Annotated in this window: 16 protein-coding genes and 1 tRNA gene; 13 read left to right on the top strand and 4 right to left on the bottom strand. The window is 68.8% G+C overall.

Annotation, left to right across the window (positions count from 1 at the left end):
• The first annotated feature begins 173 nt into the window (after positions 1 to 173).
• Entirely contained in the window at positions 174 to 2582 is a 2409-nt protein-coding gene (locus QM591_RS08470; RefSeq protein ID WP_415131531.1) for an Rne/Rng family ribonuclease, read from the top strand.
• Position 2583: 1 nt separating this feature from the next.
• On the opposite strand, the gene QM591_RS08465 is transcribed toward QM591_RS08470, so the two are convergent.
• A complete protein-coding gene (locus QM591_RS08465) occupies positions 2584 to 2856 on the bottom strand; it encodes a DUF4031 domain-containing protein (RefSeq protein WP_415131529.1) in 273 nt (90 codons plus the stop codon).
• Between the two features lie 207 nt (positions 2857 to 3063).
• On the opposite strand from QM591_RS08465, the gene rplU reads away from it, so the two are divergent.
• The 11 genes from rplU (at position 3064) to nagE (ending at position 12173) form a co-directional block, all read left to right on the top strand.
• Positions 3064 to 3372: a 50S ribosomal protein L21 gene (gene rplU, locus QM591_RS08460; protein WP_067160335.1), complete on the top strand. Its 309-nt coding sequence runs from the start codon at positions 3064 to 3066 to the stop codon at positions 3370 to 3372.
• An 18-nt stretch (positions 3373 to 3390) separates the two neighbouring features.
• Complete coding sequence (gene rpmA / locus QM591_RS08455) at positions 3391 to 3648, top strand: 50S ribosomal protein L27 (protein WP_067160331.1); 258 nt, start codon at positions 3391 to 3393, stop codon at positions 3646 to 3648.
• 99 nt (positions 3649 to 3747) lie between these two features.
• On the top strand, positions 3748 to 5256 hold the full coding sequence (obgE, locus tag QM591_RS08450; RefSeq protein ID WP_415131527.1) for a GTPase ObgE: 1509 nt from the start codon (positions 3748 to 3750) through the stop codon (positions 5254 to 5256).
• Positions 5253 to 6077: a glutamate 5-kinase gene (proB, locus tag QM591_RS08445; RefSeq protein WP_415131525.1), complete on the top strand. Its 825-nt coding sequence runs from the start codon at positions 5253 to 5255 to the stop codon at positions 6075 to 6077. The genes obgE and proB overlap by 4 nt, the downstream gene beginning before the upstream one ends.
• A 61-nt stretch (positions 6078 to 6138) precedes the next feature.
• The gene (locus QM591_RS08440) at positions 6139 to 7398 is read left to right on the top strand and encodes a glutamate-5-semialdehyde dehydrogenase (RefSeq protein ID WP_415131523.1); all 1260 of its coding nucleotides are present in this window, start codon (positions 6139 to 6141) and stop codon (positions 7396 to 7398) included.
• Between the two features lie 44 nt (positions 7399 to 7442).
• Positions 7443 to 7670 carry a hypothetical protein gene (locus QM591_RS08435; RefSeq protein ID WP_415131521.1) on the top strand — a complete coding sequence of 76 codons (228 nt, stop codon included), beginning with the start codon at positions 7443 to 7445 and terminating at the stop codon, positions 7668 to 7670.
• A gap of 9 nt (positions 7671 to 7679) precedes the next feature.
• On the top strand, positions 7680 to 8276 hold the full coding sequence (nadD, locus tag QM591_RS08430) for a nicotinate-nucleotide adenylyltransferase (protein ID WP_415131519.1): 597 nt from the start codon (positions 7680 to 7682) through the stop codon (positions 8274 to 8276).
• Positions 8273 to 9457 (top strand): hypothetical protein, encoded by a 1185-nt coding sequence (locus tag QM591_RS08425; RefSeq protein WP_415131517.1) that lies wholly within the window; start codon positions 8273 to 8275, stop codon positions 9455 to 9457. Before nadD ends, QM591_RS08425 begins: the two co-directional genes overlap by 4 nt.
• Positions 9454 to 9831, top strand: a complete 378-nt coding sequence (rsfS, locus tag QM591_RS08420; protein ID WP_415131515.1) for a ribosome silencing factor — start codon at positions 9454 to 9456, stop codon at positions 9829 to 9831. Before QM591_RS08425 ends, rsfS begins: the two co-directional genes overlap by 4 nt.
• Positions 9832 to 9892: 61 nt before the next feature.
• Positions 9893 to 9965: transfer RNA gene (locus QM591_RS08415), tRNA-Ala, on the top strand.
• A gap of 216 nt (positions 9966 to 10181) precedes the next feature.
• Entirely contained in the window at positions 10182 to 12173 is a 1992-nt protein-coding gene (gene nagE, locus QM591_RS08410; protein ID WP_415131513.1) for an N-acetylglucosamine-specific PTS transporter subunit IIBC, read from the top strand.
• Between the two features lie 15 nt (positions 12174 to 12188).
• Here the strand turns inward: nagE and QM591_RS08405 are convergent, their stop codons facing one another.
• The 3 genes from QM591_RS08405 to QM591_RS08395 are packed head-to-tail and all read right to left on the bottom strand — an operon-like array spanning position 12189 to position 14664.
• Positions 12189 to 12899, bottom strand: coding sequence for an SOS response-associated peptidase (locus QM591_RS08405; protein WP_415131511.1), 711 nt, complete (start codon positions 12897 to 12899; stop codon positions 12189 to 12191).
• 40 nt (positions 12900 to 12939) lie between these two features.
• The gene (locus QM591_RS08400; protein ID WP_415131509.1) at positions 12940 to 13977 is read right to left on the bottom strand and encodes an App1 family protein; all 1038 of its coding nucleotides are present in this window, start codon (positions 13975 to 13977) and stop codon (positions 12940 to 12942) included.
• 12 nt (positions 13978 to 13989) lie between these two features.
• Positions 13990 to 14664: a DedA family protein gene (locus tag QM591_RS08395; RefSeq protein ID WP_415131507.1), complete on the bottom strand. Its 675-nt coding sequence runs from the start codon at positions 14662 to 14664 to the stop codon at positions 13990 to 13992.
• 73 nt (positions 14665 to 14737) lie between these two features.
• Between QM591_RS08395 and QM591_RS08390 the strand changes: the two genes are divergently transcribed.
• On the top strand, positions 14738 to 16033 hold the full coding sequence (locus QM591_RS08390) for an anthranilate synthase component I family protein (RefSeq protein ID WP_415131505.1): 1296 nt from the start codon (positions 14738 to 14740) through the stop codon (positions 16031 to 16033).
• Positions 16034 to 16155: the final 122 nt, after the last annotated feature.

Here is a 16155-nt window from a genome sequence, read left to right as displayed (position 1 = left end):
GCGGCCGCGCCGACACCCGCGTCATACAGAGACTTCGGGCGATGAACGCCCTTCGCAGCCAGAGCCTCGCGCCTGCTGCAGACCGAGAGAGTTCGCGGCTCGTCCCTACGGAGCGGCGCCGCCAGATTTACGCCAGACGGCGCGCGGAGCCGTCGGCTAGGAGTAAGCCAGTGATGGCCGATGAACACGACGACCACAACCCCCTCGAGCCGGCGGAGTCCGAGACTCCGCTGACCCCGACCGGCACCGACACTCCGAGCGCGGACGCGCCGGTGGAGGCTGCCCCGGCAGCCCCTGACGGCGCACCGGAGGCCGAAGAGCTCGCCGCGGCTCCTGCCGCGAACGACGCGGAGACCGCGGCGCCCGCTGCCGCCGAGGTGTCGGCCGAACCGGCGGGAGCCGACGAGGATGCCGACGCCGAGGAGACGACTGCTGAGAGTACCGGCGGCTCCGGCGATTCCGCAGGCACGGAGGCCACGAGTGCGGAGGTCGAGCAGGCCCCGGCCGAAGAGCCGCCGACGCAGGAGCCGGTCACGGCCGTGTCGCTCGGTCTCCTCCCGGCGGAGTTCGTCTCGACCGTGTCGACCACGCTTCACTTCTACGCTCCCGAGATCGTGCCGTTGCCGGCGCGCCCCGGAGCAGACCGCGATGACGACGCCGGCGACGACGCTTCGTCCAGCGCCCGACGGCGCAACCGGCGCCGAGGTGGCGGTTCCGGCGGCAACGGTGACGCAGAGCCGAGCGGCAGTGCGCCGCGTCGGCGCGCGGTCGAGCTCATCACGGAGCCGCAGCGCATCAAGGGGTCCACGCGCCTGGAGGCCAAGAAGCAGCGCCGACGTGATGGCCGTGAGGCCGGACGCCGGCGCGCGGTGGTGACCGAGGCGGAGTTCCTCGCCCGTCGCGAAGCCGTGGATCGCGTGATGATCGTCCGCTCCAAGAACGGTCGTGTTCAGATCGCGGTCCTGGAGGACAACGTCCTGGTCGAGCACTACGTTGCGCGCAACCAGGACGCATCTCTCATCGGGAACGTGTATCTGGGACGCGTCCAGAACGTGCTCCCGAGCATGGAAGCGGCCTTCGTCGACATCGGACGCGGGCGCAACGCCGTGCTCTACTCCGGCGAGGTGGACTGGGATGCCGTGGAGACCGGCAACCAGCCCCGCCGCATCGAGCTCGCCCTCAAGTCGGGCGATCGCGTTCTGGTCCAGGTCACCAAGGATCCGGTCGGGCACAAGGGAGCCCGTCTCACGAGCCAGATCTCGCTCCCCGGTCGATACCTCGTGTATGTCCCCGGTGGCGCGATGAACGGGATCTCGCGGAAGCTCCCCGACACGGAGCGATCGCGCCTGAAGAAGATCCTCAAAGAGGTGCTGCCGGAGTCCAGCGGCGTGATCGTGCGCACGGCCGCCGAAGGGGCGACCGAGGACCAGCTCACGCGCGACGTGCAGCGGCTCACCTCTCAGTGGGAGCACATCAGCTCTCAGGCCGAGTCGGGCCAAGCGCCCTCTCTGCTGCATTCCGAGCCCGACCTCTTGGTCAAGATCGTCCGCGACGTGTTCAACGAGGACTTCTCCAAGATGCTCATCCAGGGCGAGGAGGCGCACCAGACGATCACGGCGTACCTCACCGGCGTCGCGCCCGACCTGCTCGAGCGGGTCGAGAAGTACGAAGGCGACCACGATCCGTTCGACGAGTTCCGCGTCACCGAGCAGATCGAGAAGGCCCTGGACCGCAAGGTGTGGCTGCCCTCCGGCGGCTCCCTCGTCATCGACCGCACCGAGGCGATGACCGTCGTCGATGTCAACACGGGCAAGTTCGTCGGATCCGGCGGCAACCTCGAAGAGACGGTCACCAAGAACAACCTGGAGGCCGCGGAGGAGATCGTCCGTCAGCTGCGCCTGCGGGACATCGGCGGCATCATCGTCGTCGACTTCATCGACATGGTGCTCGAATCCAACCGTGACCTCGTGCTGCGGCGCCTGGTGGAGTGCTTGAGTCGTGACCGCACGAAGCACCAGGTGGCAGAGGTCACCTCACTCGGGCTCGTGCAGATGACACGCAAGAAGCTGGGTCTCGGTCTGCTCGAGACCTTCAGCGAAGCGTGCGAGGTGTGCGCGGGACGCGGCGTCATCGTTCACCACGACCCGGTGGTCAAACACCGGTCCGCGTCGCAGAACGGCTCGGGACGACGCTCGCGCGGGGGAGCGCCGGGCGGCGCGCAGGGGCAGAACGGCGGCACTCACGTGATCACCGAGGGGGCCAAGTCGGCCCTCGCGCAGATCGCGGCCTCGACCATCCACCCCTCGGCGAACGAGCCGGCGGCCTCGGCGTCGAGCCCCAGCATCGAGCTGCCGATCGAGCTGCCGGAGAGCGAGGCACCCGAGCGCGCGAAGAAGCCGCGGAAGAAGCGCCCCGAGAAGCCGCGCACCGAGAAGGACCTGCTCCTGGACTCCGTCCTCAATGCGCTCCCCGAGCCGAAGGCTCCCGGGCAGGGGCGTTCGCGCCGACGCGTCACGACGGCGGCGCTCAGCGGAACTCCCGTCTCCGCCGTGACGGACGAGGCCCGCGTCGACGAGGGCTGAGTCAGTGACCGCGCCGTTCGCGCGCGGTCACCCGGAGGCCGGAGGCGATCAGGCGCCGTACGAGTTCATGGCCGCTGACATGCTCGGCCCCGCCGGAGACGAGCCGTTCGACGGACTCCTCGGGTACGTCGTAGTGGTCGCGGTCGAACGCGCGAGGCGGGATCTGGTGCGCGCGAGCGAAGCGGTGCAGCTCGTCGAGGTTGTCGTCGCTGACGAGGTGCGCCCAGAGCCTGCCGTGCGCCGGCCAGCGCGCGTCGTCGATCAGAATGGCCATCGATGAGATCCTACGGCGACACGCGGTCCGCGGGCTTTTGCCCATACCCCCGGCATCCGGTAAAGTAGAACCTCGGTGCGTCCGCGTCGCCTTCCGTGGCGATGCATCCAGCTTCTCGAGAGTGCTCTGTCGAGACCCGCACCGCAGACTTCCCAGTCTCATACAGACAATCGGAGCCGTGCGCTCCACAGAAGAAACAGGTGTGAAGTGGTTTACGCAGTTGTGCGCGCCGGCGGCCGTCAGGAAAAGGTCGAGGTCGGCACGATCGTCGTGCTCGACCGTCAGCAGGCGAAGGTGGGCGACACGCTCTCCCTCCCCGCGGTGCTGCTCGTCGACGGTGACGCCGTCACGACCGACGCCGACAAGCTCGCGAAGGTGACCGTCACCGCCGAGGTGCTCGGCGAGGAGCGCGGCCCGAAGATCGTGATCCAGAAGTTCAAGAACAAGACCGGCTACAAGAAGCGCCAGGGGCACCGTCAGGACCTCACGCGCGTCAAGATCACCGGCATCAAGTAAGCCAGGGAGACACTTCAGATGGCACACAAAAAGGGCGCAAGCTCCACCCGCAACGGTCGTGACTCCAACGCTCAGCGACTGGGCGTGAAGCGCTTCGGCGGCCAGACCGTCAACGCCGGCGAGATCCTCGTCCGCCAGCGCGGCACGCACTTCCACCCCGGCGCGCTCGTGGGGCGCGGCGGTGACGACACGCTGTTCGCTCTCGCTGCAGGCGCGGTGGAGTTCGGCACCAAGGGCGGCCGCAAGGTCGTCAACATCGTTCCGGCCGCGGAGTAACCGCGCCAGACACCGGCTACGTCAGCACACTGTGCTGCACACCCAACGCGAGGGGCGGGCTTCGGCTCGTCCCTCGCGTCTTTTTCTGAGGAGACCGACATGGTGACGTTCGTCGACCGGGTCACGCTGCATCTGCGTGCCGGCAAAGGCGGGAACGGCTGCGTGTCGGTCCGCCGCGAGAAGTTCAAGCCCCTCGCCGGGCCCGACGGCGGAAACGGGGGCAACGGGGGTGATGTCGTACTCGTCGCCGATCCTCAGGTGACCACGCTGCTGTCCTACCATCACTCGCCGCACCGCTCGGCGGGCAACGGCGGCTTCGGCATGGGCGACAACCGCTCCGGTGCTGCCGGGGAGGACGTCGAGCTCCCGGTGCCGGTCGGCACGGTCGTGAAGGACGCCGACGGTGAGGTGCTCGCCGACCTCGTGGTTCCGGGGACGCGGTTCGTCGTCGCCCCCGGCGGTCAGGGGGGCCTCGGCAACGCGGCTCTCGCTTCGCCGAAGCGCAAGGCTCCGGGCTTCGCTCTGCTCGGAACGCCCGGGTGGGAAGGCGACGTCCTTCTGGAGCTCAAGACGGTCGCCGATGTGGCACTCGTGGGGTTCCCCTCGGCGGGCAAGTCGAGCCTCATCGCCGCGATCTCGGCGGCGCGCCCCAAGATCGCGGACTACCCGTTCACGACGCTGCACCCGAACCTCGGCGTCGTACAGGCCGGCGACACGCGTTTCACCGTCGCCGATGTGCCGGGCCTCATCGAAGGGGCGAGCGAGGGCAAGGGCCTGGGGCTCGAGTTCCTGCGTCACGTGGAGCGATGCACCGCGCTCGTTCACGTGCTCGACTGCGCGACCCTCGACCCGGGGCGTGACCCGCTGAGCGACCTCGAGGTCATCCTGGAGGAACTGCGCAACTACCCGGTGCCAGAGGGGCAGGTTCCGCTGCTGGAGCGTCCCCAGCTGGTGGCACTCAACAAGGTCGACGTGCCAGAGGCCCGGGACCTTGCCGAGCTGGTGCGCCCCGATCTCGAAGCCCGCGGGTATCGCGTGTTCGAGATCTCGACGGTGAGCCACGACGGGCTGCGTCCGCTCACCTTCGCACTGGGGGACATCGTTGCTCAGCATCGCACCGAGCAGGCGGCAGCGGTGGAGCCCGAGCGCATCGTCATCCGACCGCGCGGCGCGGACCGCGACTTCACCGTGCGCGTGGAAGGCGGCACCTACGGCAACGTCTACCGCATCCTCGGCGCGAAGCCGGTGCGCTGGGTACAGCAGACAGACTTCCAGAACGAGGAAGCGGTGGGGTTCCTCGCCGACCGGCTCGAGAAGCTGGGCGTCGAAGACGAGCTCTACCGCGCGGGCGCTGTGGCCGGCTCCACCGTCGTGATCGGCGAAGGCGATGGCATCGTGTTCGACTGGCACCCGACGTTGTCGTCGGCGGCTGAGTTGATGACGGCGCCGCGCGGCACCGATCCTCGACTGGACCTCAACCCCCGGCGGACCACGTCGCAGCGGCGCGAGCGCTATCACGAGCGCATGGACGCCAAGGCGGAGGCGCGCGCCGAGCTGGAAGCGGAGCGCCTCGCCGGCGGGCGCGACGGCGAGGAGGACGCGGAGTGAGCGTTCGGGAGCGCGCAGGCCTGCTCGGAGCGCGACGGGTCGTGGTGAAGGTGGGGTCCTCGTCGATCAGCGGGGAGAATGCCCACAAGATCGCGCCGATCGTCGAAGCCCTCGCGCAAGCGCACGCTCGGGGCACCGAGGTGGTCCTCGTCTCGTCCGGCGCGATCGCGACCGGTATGCCCTTTCTCGATCTGGACGAACGCCCGAGCGATCTCGCCACCCAGCAGGCGGCTGCTGCCGTGGGCCAGAACATCCTGATCTATCGCTATCAAGAGGCGCTTCGGCCGTTCGCGATCGTCGCGGGCCAGGTGCTGCTGACGGCCGGCGACCTGGAGAACCCGACGCATCGCTCCAACGCACGCCGCGCGATGGAGCGACTGCTGGGGCTGCGCATCCTGCCGATCGTGAACGAGAACGACACCGTCGCGACGCACGAGATCCGCTTCGGTGACAACGACCGGCTCGCCGCCCTCGTCGCCGACCTCGTGGGTGCGGACGCTCTGGTGCTGTTGAGTGACATCGCGCACCTCTACACCCGGCCGCCGAGCGAGCCCGGGGCAGAGCCGATCGACCGCGTCGCCCCCGACGACGACCTCTCCGCCTACGAGTTCGGTTCGGTCGTCGTCAACTCCGTCGGAACCGGCGGCGCGGCGACCAAGGCGTCGGCGGCCAAGCTGGCTTCGGCAGCCGGTATCGGGGTCCTCGTGACCAGCGCCGATCTCGTCGCGGAGGCGCTGACCGGCGCGGCAGTGGGTACGTGGTTCGCCCCCGACCCGGCAGCCGTCCGGCCGACGGGAACAGCCCCCATCCGCACGTCCTGACCCCCGCCGGCACGGCCTCGACCGCGCCGAGGCTGCCCCTGCCGCTGGATAGACTGACGCGATGACCTCCCCTCGCGACACCGCTCAGGAACGTATGGCGCGCGCGAAGGAGGCGTCGCGACAGGTCGGACTGATGACCGACGCGGAGAAGGCGAACCTGCTGCACCGGATCGCCGACGGCATCGAAGCTCGGATGGACGACATCGTCGCCGCGAACTCCGTGGATCTGCAGCGCGGCGAGACCGACGGGATCGGAGCGGGCCTGCTCGACCGTCTCCGCCTCGACGAGGCCCGGGTTCGGGCTCTCGCCGCCGCCGTGCGCGAGGTGGCCGCCCTGCCGGATCCCGTGGGAAGGGTGCTGGAGGAGCGGACCCTCGCCAACGGACTCTCTCTTCACAAGGTGTCGGTGCCGTTCGGCGTCGTCGGCTCTATCTACGAGGCGCGCCCGAACGTCACGGTCGACATCACCGCCCTCGCACTGCGCAGCGGCAACGCCGTCGTCTTGCGAGGAGGCAGCGCCGCGCAGTCGACGAACGCCGCTCTCATCACCGTCATGCGCGAGGCGCTCACGGAAGAGGGCATCGATGCGGAGGCGCTGCAGACGGTCGACGATTTCGGGAGGGACGGAGCGCGAGCGCTCATGCGCGCCCGCGGGCTCGTCGACGTGCTCATTCCACGCGGAAGTGCGCAGCTCATCGAGACGGTCGTCACCGAGTCCCTCGTCCCGGTGATCGAGACGGGAGCGGGTGTCGTCCACATCGTGCTCGACGCGTCAGCTCCCCTCGAGTGGGCGCGCGACATCGTGGTGAACGCAAAGGTCCAGCGTCCGAGCGTGTGCAACGCCGTGGAGACCCTCCTCGTCGTCCGCGACGGGGCCGCGCGGCTCTTGCCGGAGGTGGGCCGCGCACTCCTGGAGAGCGGCGTGACGATCCATGGCGACGAGGACACGCGCGCGCTGGTGCCGGAAGCCGTGCCGGTGCAGGACGCCGACTGGGCGACCGAGCACATGAGCCTCGACATCTCGGTGCGCGTCGTCGACGACCTCGACGAGGCTCTGTCGCATGTTCGCACCTACTCCACCCAGCACACGGAGTCCATCGTCACCGCCGACACCGCGCATGCGGAGCGCTTCCTCGCAGAGGTGGATGCCGCCGTGGTGATGACCAACGCCTCCACGCGGTTCACCGACGGCGGGGAGTTCGGATTCGGCGCGGAAGTCGGGATCTCCACGCAGAAGCTGCACGCGCGAGGCCCCATGGGACTGCCCGAGTTGACGAGCACGAAGTGGCTCGCCCGCGGTGCCGGGCAAATCCGCGACTGACGGCCTAAACTGGAACCTGCGCACCCGAACCGAACGGAGCCCGAATGACCCTCGCCACGATCGTCGCCCTTGCTGCAGGGGAGGCGGAGCACCACGGAAACGTCCAGGCAGAGACGTTCATCTTCGGCGTGATCGCGTTCGTCGTCTTCCTGCTGCTCGGGCTGGTCACGCTGTCCTACCGGAATGTCGCGAACCGGCACTCGCACAAGGCCGACGCCTACGCGAAGTCGCACGCCGCCGAACTCTCGCAGGCGGGACACGGCCACCACTAGGCCGCCGTGATGGCATCGGCGCGCGCCCCGCGGATCGGGGTGATGGGAGGGACCTTCGACCCGATCCATCATGGACACCTCGTGGCCGCCAGTGAAGTCGCGCAGTCGTTCGATCTCGACGAGGTGCTCTTCGTCCCCACGGGCCAGCCGTGGCAGAAGGAAGACGTCACCGAGAGCGAACATCGCTACCTCATGACGGTCGTGGCCACCGCGTCCAACCCGCGATTCAGCGTGAGTCGCGTCGATATCGATCGATCCGGACCGACCTACACGATCGACACCCTGCGCGATCTGAAGAAGCAACGGCCAGACGCCGACCTCTTCTTCATCACGGGGGCCGATGCGATCGCACAGATCCTCGGTTGGCGCGATCACGGGGAGCTGTGGGACCTCGCTCATTTCGTGGCTGTCTCCCGGCCCGGGCACGAACTCAGCACCGACGGACTGCCCAGCGACGATGTGAGCCAACTGCAGATCCCCGCCCTGGCCATCTCCTCGACGGACTGTCGCGAACGCGTCCGTCGCGGAGAGCCGGTCTGGTACCTCGTTCCCGACGGGGTCGTCCAATACATCGCGAAGCACCACCTCTACCGGAGCAAGCCATGAGCACACCCGAAGAGCCGCCGCAGCTGACCCGGCGACAGCTGCGCGAGCTGCGTAACACCGCGGCGAACCAGATCATCACCGAGAACCCCGCCGCGCCGGCCGATTCAGAGCCGACAGCGCCGTTGCCACGCGCCGCGGAGCCGGTCTCGTTGCCGGCGCCGACTGAGGCTCCTCCCGCAGGACACACGGGGGAGCGGCAGCTCACGCGACGCGAAGTGCGTCAGCGCGAGCGCCTCCGGACGGCTTCGGTACCCGTCATCACCTCCGACATCATCGCGGCAGCCCAGCGCGACGCAGCCGAGCGCGATGGGGCCGAAGCGGCGGGGGAGGCGGAGGTCGCCGAGCGGATCAGCGAACCGGCCCCCACCACGGCTACGGACGAGTCTGCCGACGCCGATTGGACCCCTCCCGCGGCGTGGGCACCGGCCACGTCGCCGGACCAGCACCCCGGCGAGCCCGTGGTCGCCGAGACGGGCGCGCCGTCGGACGAGGATGCTGCCGTACGCCGTGAGGAAGCACCGTCGGTCGGGGGAGCCGGCGAGACCGCCGCCACCGTCGAGCCCGATGCCGACGAAGTTCCCGACGATGACAGCGCAGCAGTCGCCGTCGGCGCGGGAGCCGGCGAGACCGCCGCAGAAGGAACCGATTCTGAGACCGAGGCGGGAGAGGAGCGGCGCACGGTCGCCCCGGACCTCGGGGCAGACCTGCTCGCGGGTGAGGGCGCCGACATCGAGGTACCGGCGTCCTTCGATCAGCTCCTCACGCGCGGAAGCGCCGCGACGGGCGCGCTGTCGATGCCGAATGCGCTCATCCTGTCGCAGACCCCTGAGTCGGGGCCGTCTCTCGTGTCACCGATCACGGCAACCGGCGAGGTTCTCATCACCGGCACTTTCGCGCTTCCGGACACCTACGGGTCGACGGGAACCGTTCCCGGACGCTCGGAGGGCTCCGACGTCGATGCCGTCCTGGTCGACGGCGAACTGCCGGCCGCGTCTTCACCCACCCCCATCGCGGCAAGTGCCGCCATCAGCACGATCAAGTCCGCCGAGGAGATCATCAAGCCGCCTGCTCCCGAGAAGGGGAGCCGCTTGATGGTCGTTCTCGCGATCACCGCAGGTGTGCTCGCGGTGGCCCTGGCCGGCGTACTCATCGTTGCCATCACGACAGGAGTCTTCCGATGACCGTTGCCGACTCGACCGTCGAGCTCGTCCAGGTGGCCGCCGCTGCTGCGGCCGCGAAGGGCGGAGAGGAGTTCGTCTCGTTCGACGTGTCCGAACCGCTCCCGCTGGTGGATGCCTTCCTGCTCGTCACCGGAACGAGCGAGCGGAACGTGGCCGCGATCGCGGACTCGGTCGAGGAAGCGATGCTCGAGGCCGGAGTGAAGCGGCTGCGTCGTGAGGGACGGAACGAGGCGCGCTGGATCCTGCTGGACTTCGGTGACCTGGTCGTCCACGTCTTCCACGAGGAGGAGCGCGCCTTCTACGGGCTCGAGCGCCTGTGGAAGGACTGCCCGATCATCCCGGTGAGCGTGCCGAGCGCCGTCGCCTCGGAGTGAGTGGTTCGTCGCCCGCTTTCACATGTAGTAAGCTGGTGGAGTTGCCGCGAGCGGCGACCATGGGCCTGTGGCGCAGCTGGTAGCGCACCTGCATGGCATGCAGGGGGTCAGGGGTTCGAGTCCCCTCAGGTCCACAAAAACCCCGGTTCGTCCGGGGTTTTTGTCATTCCCGGCGACGTGCGCGCGCCTCGGGTGCGAGTGCGCCCGGCCGCAGAGACCACGAGGTAGGCGGCCTCGTGAGACCTGCGCCGAAGCCCCGCCGACCGGTGGTGCGTGAACCAGCCCGGGGAGTACGTTCGTGGCACACGTGACGATGCAGTCGCGTGGCCTTCACGGATGGAGTGTCACGGATGAAGTTCTTTCAACGTCTCGGTCGATCGATCATGCTCCCGGTCGCCGTGCTTCCTGTCGCAGCGATCCTCTCAGGCGTCTCCTACTGGATCGCCTCTGTGACCGGGGGCAACGTCGTCTCGACATTCCTCGGCGCAGCCGGTGGTGCCCTCCTCGACAATCTGCCGCTCTTGTTCGCGGTGGGCATCTCGATCGGCATGGCCAACAAGACCGACGGGACGTCCGCTCTCGCCGGATTGGTGTCGTGGCTGACGATCGTGACGCTCCTCAGTCCGGCGAACGTCGCCGGGTTGCTCAACATCGCTGACCCCGAGACCGTCGATCCCGCTTTCGGCCGTGTCCAGAACGTCTTCGTCGGCATCATCGCGGGTCTCATCGGCGCCTGGTGCTACAACCGCTTCAAGGACACGAAGCTCCCCGACGCGCTGTCGTTCTTCTCGGGCCGCCGATCTGTCGCCATCGTCACGGCAGGCGTCTCGCTGATCGTGGCCGTGGCCCTGCTGTTCGTCTGGCCGGTCGTGTACGGCGGGCTGGTGGCTTTCGGAGAGTGGATCGCGACGCTCGGGCCCTTCGGCGCGGGCATCTATGGGTTCATGAATCGCCTCTTGATCCCGACGGGACTCCACCACGCACTGAACTCGGTGTTCTGGTTCGATGTGGCGGGAATCAACGACCTGTCGAACTTCCTCAACAACACCGGCGAGTACGGCGTCACGGGGCAGTACATGGCGGGCTTCTTCCCGATCATGATGTTCGGGCTTCCGGGTGCCGCCTTGGCGATGTATCTCACGGCGCAGACCAAACGCCGCAAGGTCACCTACGGCATCATGCTCTCGGCGGCGTTCGCATCGTTCTTCGTGGGTGTCACGGAGCCGCTCGAGTTCGCCTTCATGTTCGTCGCCCCATGGCTCTACCTCATCCACGCGGTGTTCACGGGCATTTCCGTGGGGCTGGCGGCTCTGCTGCCCACCCGCCTCGGGTTCGGCTTCTCCGGCGGCTTCATCGACATGGTGCTCCAGTGGGCCAACCCACTCGCTCAGAACCCCTGGATCCTGCTGCTGATGGGCGTGGGCTGGTTCTTCATCTACTTCTTCACGTTCTACTTCTTCATCAAGCGCTTCCGGCTGAAGACTCCCGGGCGCGAGGACGACGTCGACACACAGGATGCCGACAACATCGGCACCTCGCTCTCCGGCTACCACGGCACCGCCGAGAAGTTCATCGCGGGATTGGGCGGCAAGGACAACATCGTCGAGCTCGACAACTGCGCGACCCGGCTCCGCATGGAGATCGCCGACGTGTCGAAGGTCGACGAGCATGCGCTCAAACGCGCGGGCGCCGCAGGAACGATGAAGGCGGGTGGGCACTCCGTGCAGGTGGTCTACGGCCTCAACGTCCAGTTCGTCAAGGACGCGATGGAAGACATCATCAACGACCGCACCGAACGGATCGAAGCGTTCCGTGGGGCGGATGCCGGGCAGACGGGTGCGGTGGCGGGCCTCGCCACCGCCGTGGGCCTTCCCAACGTCGCGGCGGCCGCCGTCGCTGCCGGAGCCGCCGCAGAGCAGCGTCTGCGCTCGCGCGGGAAGCTCGTCCGGCTCCGGCAACCGCTGGCGGGGCGCGTCCTGCCGCTCTCGGAGGTTCCCGACCCGATGTTCGCTCAGGGGACGATGGGGCCGGGCGTGGCCATCGATCCCACCGGCGACACCCTCGTGGCACCCGCCGATGCCACGGTCGCCTCCGTCTTCCCGACCGGCCACGCGATCGGCCTCGTGCTGGCGGACGGGGTCGAACTCCTGCTCCATGTCGGAGTGGACACCGTCGTCCTCAACGGCGATGGCTTCCAGGCCCTCGTGGCACCAGGCGAAGACGTGGCGGAGGGCACACCGCTCCTGCGCTTCGACGCCGACAAGATCCGTGCGGCCGGCTTGTCGCCGATCACTCCGATCGTCGTCGTCAACGACGAGACGGCGCGCGTCGAGTTCGCGTGATCGACGATCCCTCGCTCACGCCACCGGGGCGATGAGCGAGGGATCGTTGTTGCGGACGTTGCCCACGGCGGAGCCGACCGGGTGAAGGGTCATGGAATCGGCGAGAAGTGGGGCGGCATCGATGGCCGCGTCCAGCACGTCGCCGACGTTGTCCGTCGTCGGGTCGAGCCACGCGTCGGCGTGATCGGCGTCGAGGAAGAGCGGCATGCGGTCGTGGATCGAGCCGAGCTCGCCCACGGAGGCGCGCGTCATGATGGTGAAGCTCAGGAGCCAGCGCGCCGGATCGTCGTCTGCTTTCGCGGGATCCTTCCACCACTCGTACAGACCCGCGAAGAAGAGCGGGGCACCGTCGGCGGGGGAGATGAAGTACGGCGTCTTCACGCCCGCCTCGGTGTGCCACTCGTAGTAGCCCGTCGCGGGCACGATCGCACGGCGCTTGATGAGCGCCTGGCGGAACATCGGCTTGTCCTCCACCTCTTCCGAACGCGCGTTGAAGGCGCGAACGCCGAGGGACGGATCCTTCGCCCACGAGGGCACCAGGCCCCACCGAGCGGCCTCGAGCCGGCGCGTCGGAGGCTCCGTCTTGGCCGAGTCGAGCACGATCGCCACGCGATCCGTCGGCGCGATGTTGTAGGAGGGCGCCGGGAGGTCTTCCGCCACCACGTCCACGCGCAAGACGCCGACGAGCTCAGAACCGTCTTGGGCAACCACGAACCGACCACACATGAGCCAAGCCTAGACAGGGCGGCCGACACCCGGCAGCGGGTCAGGGCGTCACGTCGACGACGCCCACGTCAGCGAGCCGCTCCAGGAGCTCTGCGCCGTCGGGCCCGGTGACCCATGGCACTCGCGCGGCGGAGTGATCGTTCACCGCCGTGCGGCCTCCCGCGAGCACTGCCTCGGCGGCCGACAACTGGCGGATGGCGACTGCCGTGACGTGGTCGGGGAAGTCGCTCGTGAACGCGGTGTACAGGTCGTCGTCGTGCTGCCCGTCGTCGCCGATCAGCATCCACTTCACGTGGGGGAACTCGCGCGCCAAGCGGCGGAGGTTCTCGCTCTTGTGCGCCCTTCCGCTCCGGAACCAGCGATCGTGAGTGGGACCCCAGTCGGTCAAGAGCAATGCGCCGGGGGGGAAGAGATGCCGGCGGAGAAAGCGGACGAGCGTGGGGGCGACGTTCCAGGCGCCGGTGGACAGGTAGACCACAGGGGAACCGGGATGATCGCGCACGAGCCGTTCCAGCAGCACAGCCATGCCGGGGACGGGCTGACGGGCGTGCTCGTCGAGCACGAAGGAGTTCCAGGCCGCCACGAGGGGCCGCGGCAGGGCGGTGACCATCACCGTGTCGTCCACATCGCAGACGATCCCGAAGGAAGTGTCCTTGCCCACCACGAATGCGCGGGTCTCGACCGGGTCGCTGCCCTCGACCGACATCGTGAGCGGTTGCCACCCGGGCGCTTGCCTCGCCGGGAGCACGGTGTCGATCACGCCACCGCGATCGGCCACCACCTCGTGAGAAACGCCGTCGATCGTGACGGTCACCTGTGCGAAGCCGACGGGAACCGACGCGAAGCTGCGCCATCCGCGGACGCCCGCGAACTCGCCACCACGGCGGGAGCGCAACGGCGGAACGATCAGTACACGACCAAGGACGCGAACCCAGTCCTCACCGCCGTAACCGGGAAAGGCCGCAACGGTCGGCTTCTGTCCACGGGCGCGGGCGCGCCGTTCTCGCCACGCATGGAAGCGGTACTCCCACCGGGCGAGCCACAGCACCTTCGGGCCGGAGGGGGGAGCGCCAGACATCACCTCAGTCTTTCATGCCCGCTCGTCCGCGTCGTGGTTCTCCTCGTCGTCCAGGCGCAGATGACGCGACTCCCGGGCCACGATCACCCGCTTGGCCGCGTACACCAGGATGAGAAACAGTGCGATGACGGCGACGAAGATGTAGCCCGCGAAGTGGATCCGGTCGGCCAGCTCGCGATAGGTGCCGGCGGCCGCCGCGGCCACCGAGACGTACAGGATCGACCACAGGGTGCAGGCGGGCGCGGTCCACGCGAGGAACCGGCGGTACGAGAAGCCGCTCATGCCCACAGTGAGGGGGACGAGCGAGTGCAGCACGGGGAGGAACCGCGACAGGAAGATGGCTGGCCCACCCCGCCTCCGGAGATACAGCTCCGCACGGGTCCAGTTGTCCTCGCCCACCTTGGCGCCCAGGCGGGAGAAGCGAATGCGGGGTCCCAGCCAGCGACCGAGCCAGAAGCCGATGCTCTCGCCGGCCAGAGCGCCCACGATGACGATGAGGATGAGGGCCCCGGCCTCCCACGGTGAGGCCACTGCGGTCCCTGCCACGATGACGACCGTGTCGCCGGGAACGATCAGACCGACGAGGACGCTGGTCTCGAGCATGATGGCGACCCCGGCCAGCAAGGTCCTCACCACGGGATCGACACTCTGCACGGCATCGAGCAGCCAGGTAAGGAACTCGTTCACCGCTACAGCCTACGACCCGGGTCGGGCCGCGACTGAGCGTTCGCCGGAGGGCTCGACGATCTAGCCTGGTACGGTGCCGTCACCTCTCGTCACCCGCGAGCTCGAGGAGTGGGTCGACCCCGTCGAGCTCTACCTCAGCGGCCCGGCCCGGAGCGATCTGGGCTTCTGGTTGGATGCGGGACCGAGCGCAGGCACGGGCTGGAGTTATCTCGGCATCGGCGACGCCGCCGCCCGGGCGCCGCGGGATCTCGTCGTCGGCGGCCGAACGGCCGATACCGGGGCACTGCCGTTCCGAGGCGGCTGGGTCGGTTGGCTCGACTACGACGATGCCGCAGAGCGCGCGGGGGCGCCGTCCCGCCACGATGCGGGGTCTCCCGGCGGCGCGGGCATGCACGTGCGGCGGTTCGTCGCCGCCGACCACGCCGCACGCCGGCTCTGGCTCTGCGCCCCGCCCGACGACATCGATGCGTTCGCGCAGATCGTCCGGTCGTGGCGACGCGAAATGCCCGCACTCGGCACCCCGGATCAGGTCCAGGCGACGGCTCGGCACACCGCGACCGCGTACGCGCGACTGATCGCCCGCTGCCGGGAAGCGATCCGGCAGGGCGATGCCTACCAGCTCTGTCTCACGACTCGATTCACCGTCGATGCAGCGGCAGACCCCGTCACCGCGTACCTCCGACTCCGCGCCGCGACCCCCTCTCACCACGGCGGCATCATCCGGGTGGGCGCCACCACGCTCGTGAGCGCGAGCCCCGAGCGCTTTCTCGAGATCTCGTCGGGAACCGTCCGCACGCATCCGATCAAGGGCACCCGACCGCGAGGCGCGACGGCGGAGGAGGATCAGCGGCTGGTCGATGAGCTGCGCGACAGCGCTAAGGAACGTGCCGAGAACGTGATGATCGTCGACCTGATGCGCAACGACCTGCAGCGTGTCTGCGTTCCCGGTTCCGTCGTCGTCGATCGGCTCCTCGACGTGGAGTCCTACGCCGCCGTGCACCAGCTGGTGAGCGCGATCTCGGGGACGCTCGACGCCGACGCCCGGATCGGTGACGTCCTGGACGCGACGTTTCCCGCCGGCAGCATGACCGGGGCTCCGAAGCTCTCCGCGATGTCGATCCTGCACGCGCTGGAAGGGGAGTCTCGGGGCGTCTTCGCGGGGTGCTTCGGATGGATCGGACAGGACGGCGCAGCTGACCTCGCGATGGTCATCCGCTCCATCGTCTTCCAGCCGGGCGGCGCCTACGTGGGAGCCGGCGGTGGGATCACCTGGCACTCCGACGCGAGCGCCGAGGTGCGGGAGGTCGGTGTGAAGGCGCGGGGTCCGCTGGCGGCCCTCGGCGCAACGCTCCCACTCGGCTGGGACTGAGCCGGGTCCGCTAATCTGGAAGGACGCCTTTGCGCGTTCCCGAACTCCCACGATTGGTGCTCTGTGTCTTCGACGTCCCCCTCGGCCCCTTCATCTGCTCCTGCCTCCGGGACGGCATCCGG

The organism is Microbacterium sp. (assembly GCF_047607225.1).
GTDB lineage: Bacteria > Actinomycetota > Actinomycetes > Actinomycetales > Microbacteriaceae > Microbacterium.
The sequence above is the reverse complement of the archived record's forward strand: the minus strand, read 5'-3'. Positions and strand labels throughout refer to the sequence as shown.

What these genes read in the sequence shown, in the direction of transcription:
- QM591_RS08425 (WP_415131517.1), top strand. Translation starts at nt 8,273, where the DNA reads ATGAGCACACCCGAAGAGCCGCCGCAGCTGACCCGGCGACAGCTGCGC.
- QM591_RS08465 (WP_415131529.1), bottom strand. Translation starts at nt 2,856, where the DNA reads ATGGCCATTCTGATCGACGACGCGCGCTGGCCGGCGCACGGCAGGCTC.
- QM591_RS08405 (WP_415131511.1), bottom strand. Translation starts at nt 12,899, where the DNA reads ATGTGTGGTCGGTTCGTGGTTGCCCAAGACGGTTCTGAGCTCGTCGGC.
- nadD (WP_415131519.1), top strand. Translation starts at nt 7,680, where the DNA reads ATGGCATCGGCGCGCGCCCCGCGGATCGGGGTGATGGGAGGGACCTTC.
- QM591_RS08440 (WP_415131523.1), top strand. Translation starts at nt 6,139, where the DNA reads ATGACCTCCCCTCGCGACACCGCTCAGGAACGTATGGCGCGCGCGAAG.
- QM591_RS08400 (WP_415131509.1), bottom strand. Translation starts at nt 13,977, where the DNA reads ATGTCTGGCGCTCCCCCCTCCGGCCCGAAGGTGCTGTGGCTCGCCCGG.
- QM591_RS08470 (WP_415131531.1), top strand. Translation starts at nt 174, where the DNA reads ATGGCCGATGAACACGACGACCACAACCCCCTCGAGCCGGCGGAGTCC.
- obgE (WP_415131527.1), top strand. Translation starts at nt 3,748, where the DNA reads ATGGTGACGTTCGTCGACCGGGTCACGCTGCATCTGCGTGCCGGCAAA.
- rsfS (WP_415131515.1), top strand. Translation starts at nt 9,454, where the DNA reads ATGACCGTTGCCGACTCGACCGTCGAGCTCGTCCAGGTGGCCGCCGCT.
- QM591_RS08435 (WP_415131521.1), top strand. Translation starts at nt 7,443, where the DNA reads ATGACCCTCGCCACGATCGTCGCCCTTGCTGCAGGGGAGGCGGAGCAC.
- rpmA (WP_067160331.1), top strand. Translation starts at nt 3,391, where the DNA reads ATGGCACACAAAAAGGGCGCAAGCTCCACCCGCAACGGTCGTGACTCC.
- nagE (WP_415131513.1), top strand. Translation starts at nt 10,182, where the DNA reads ATGAAGTTCTTTCAACGTCTCGGTCGATCGATCATGCTCCCGGTCGCC.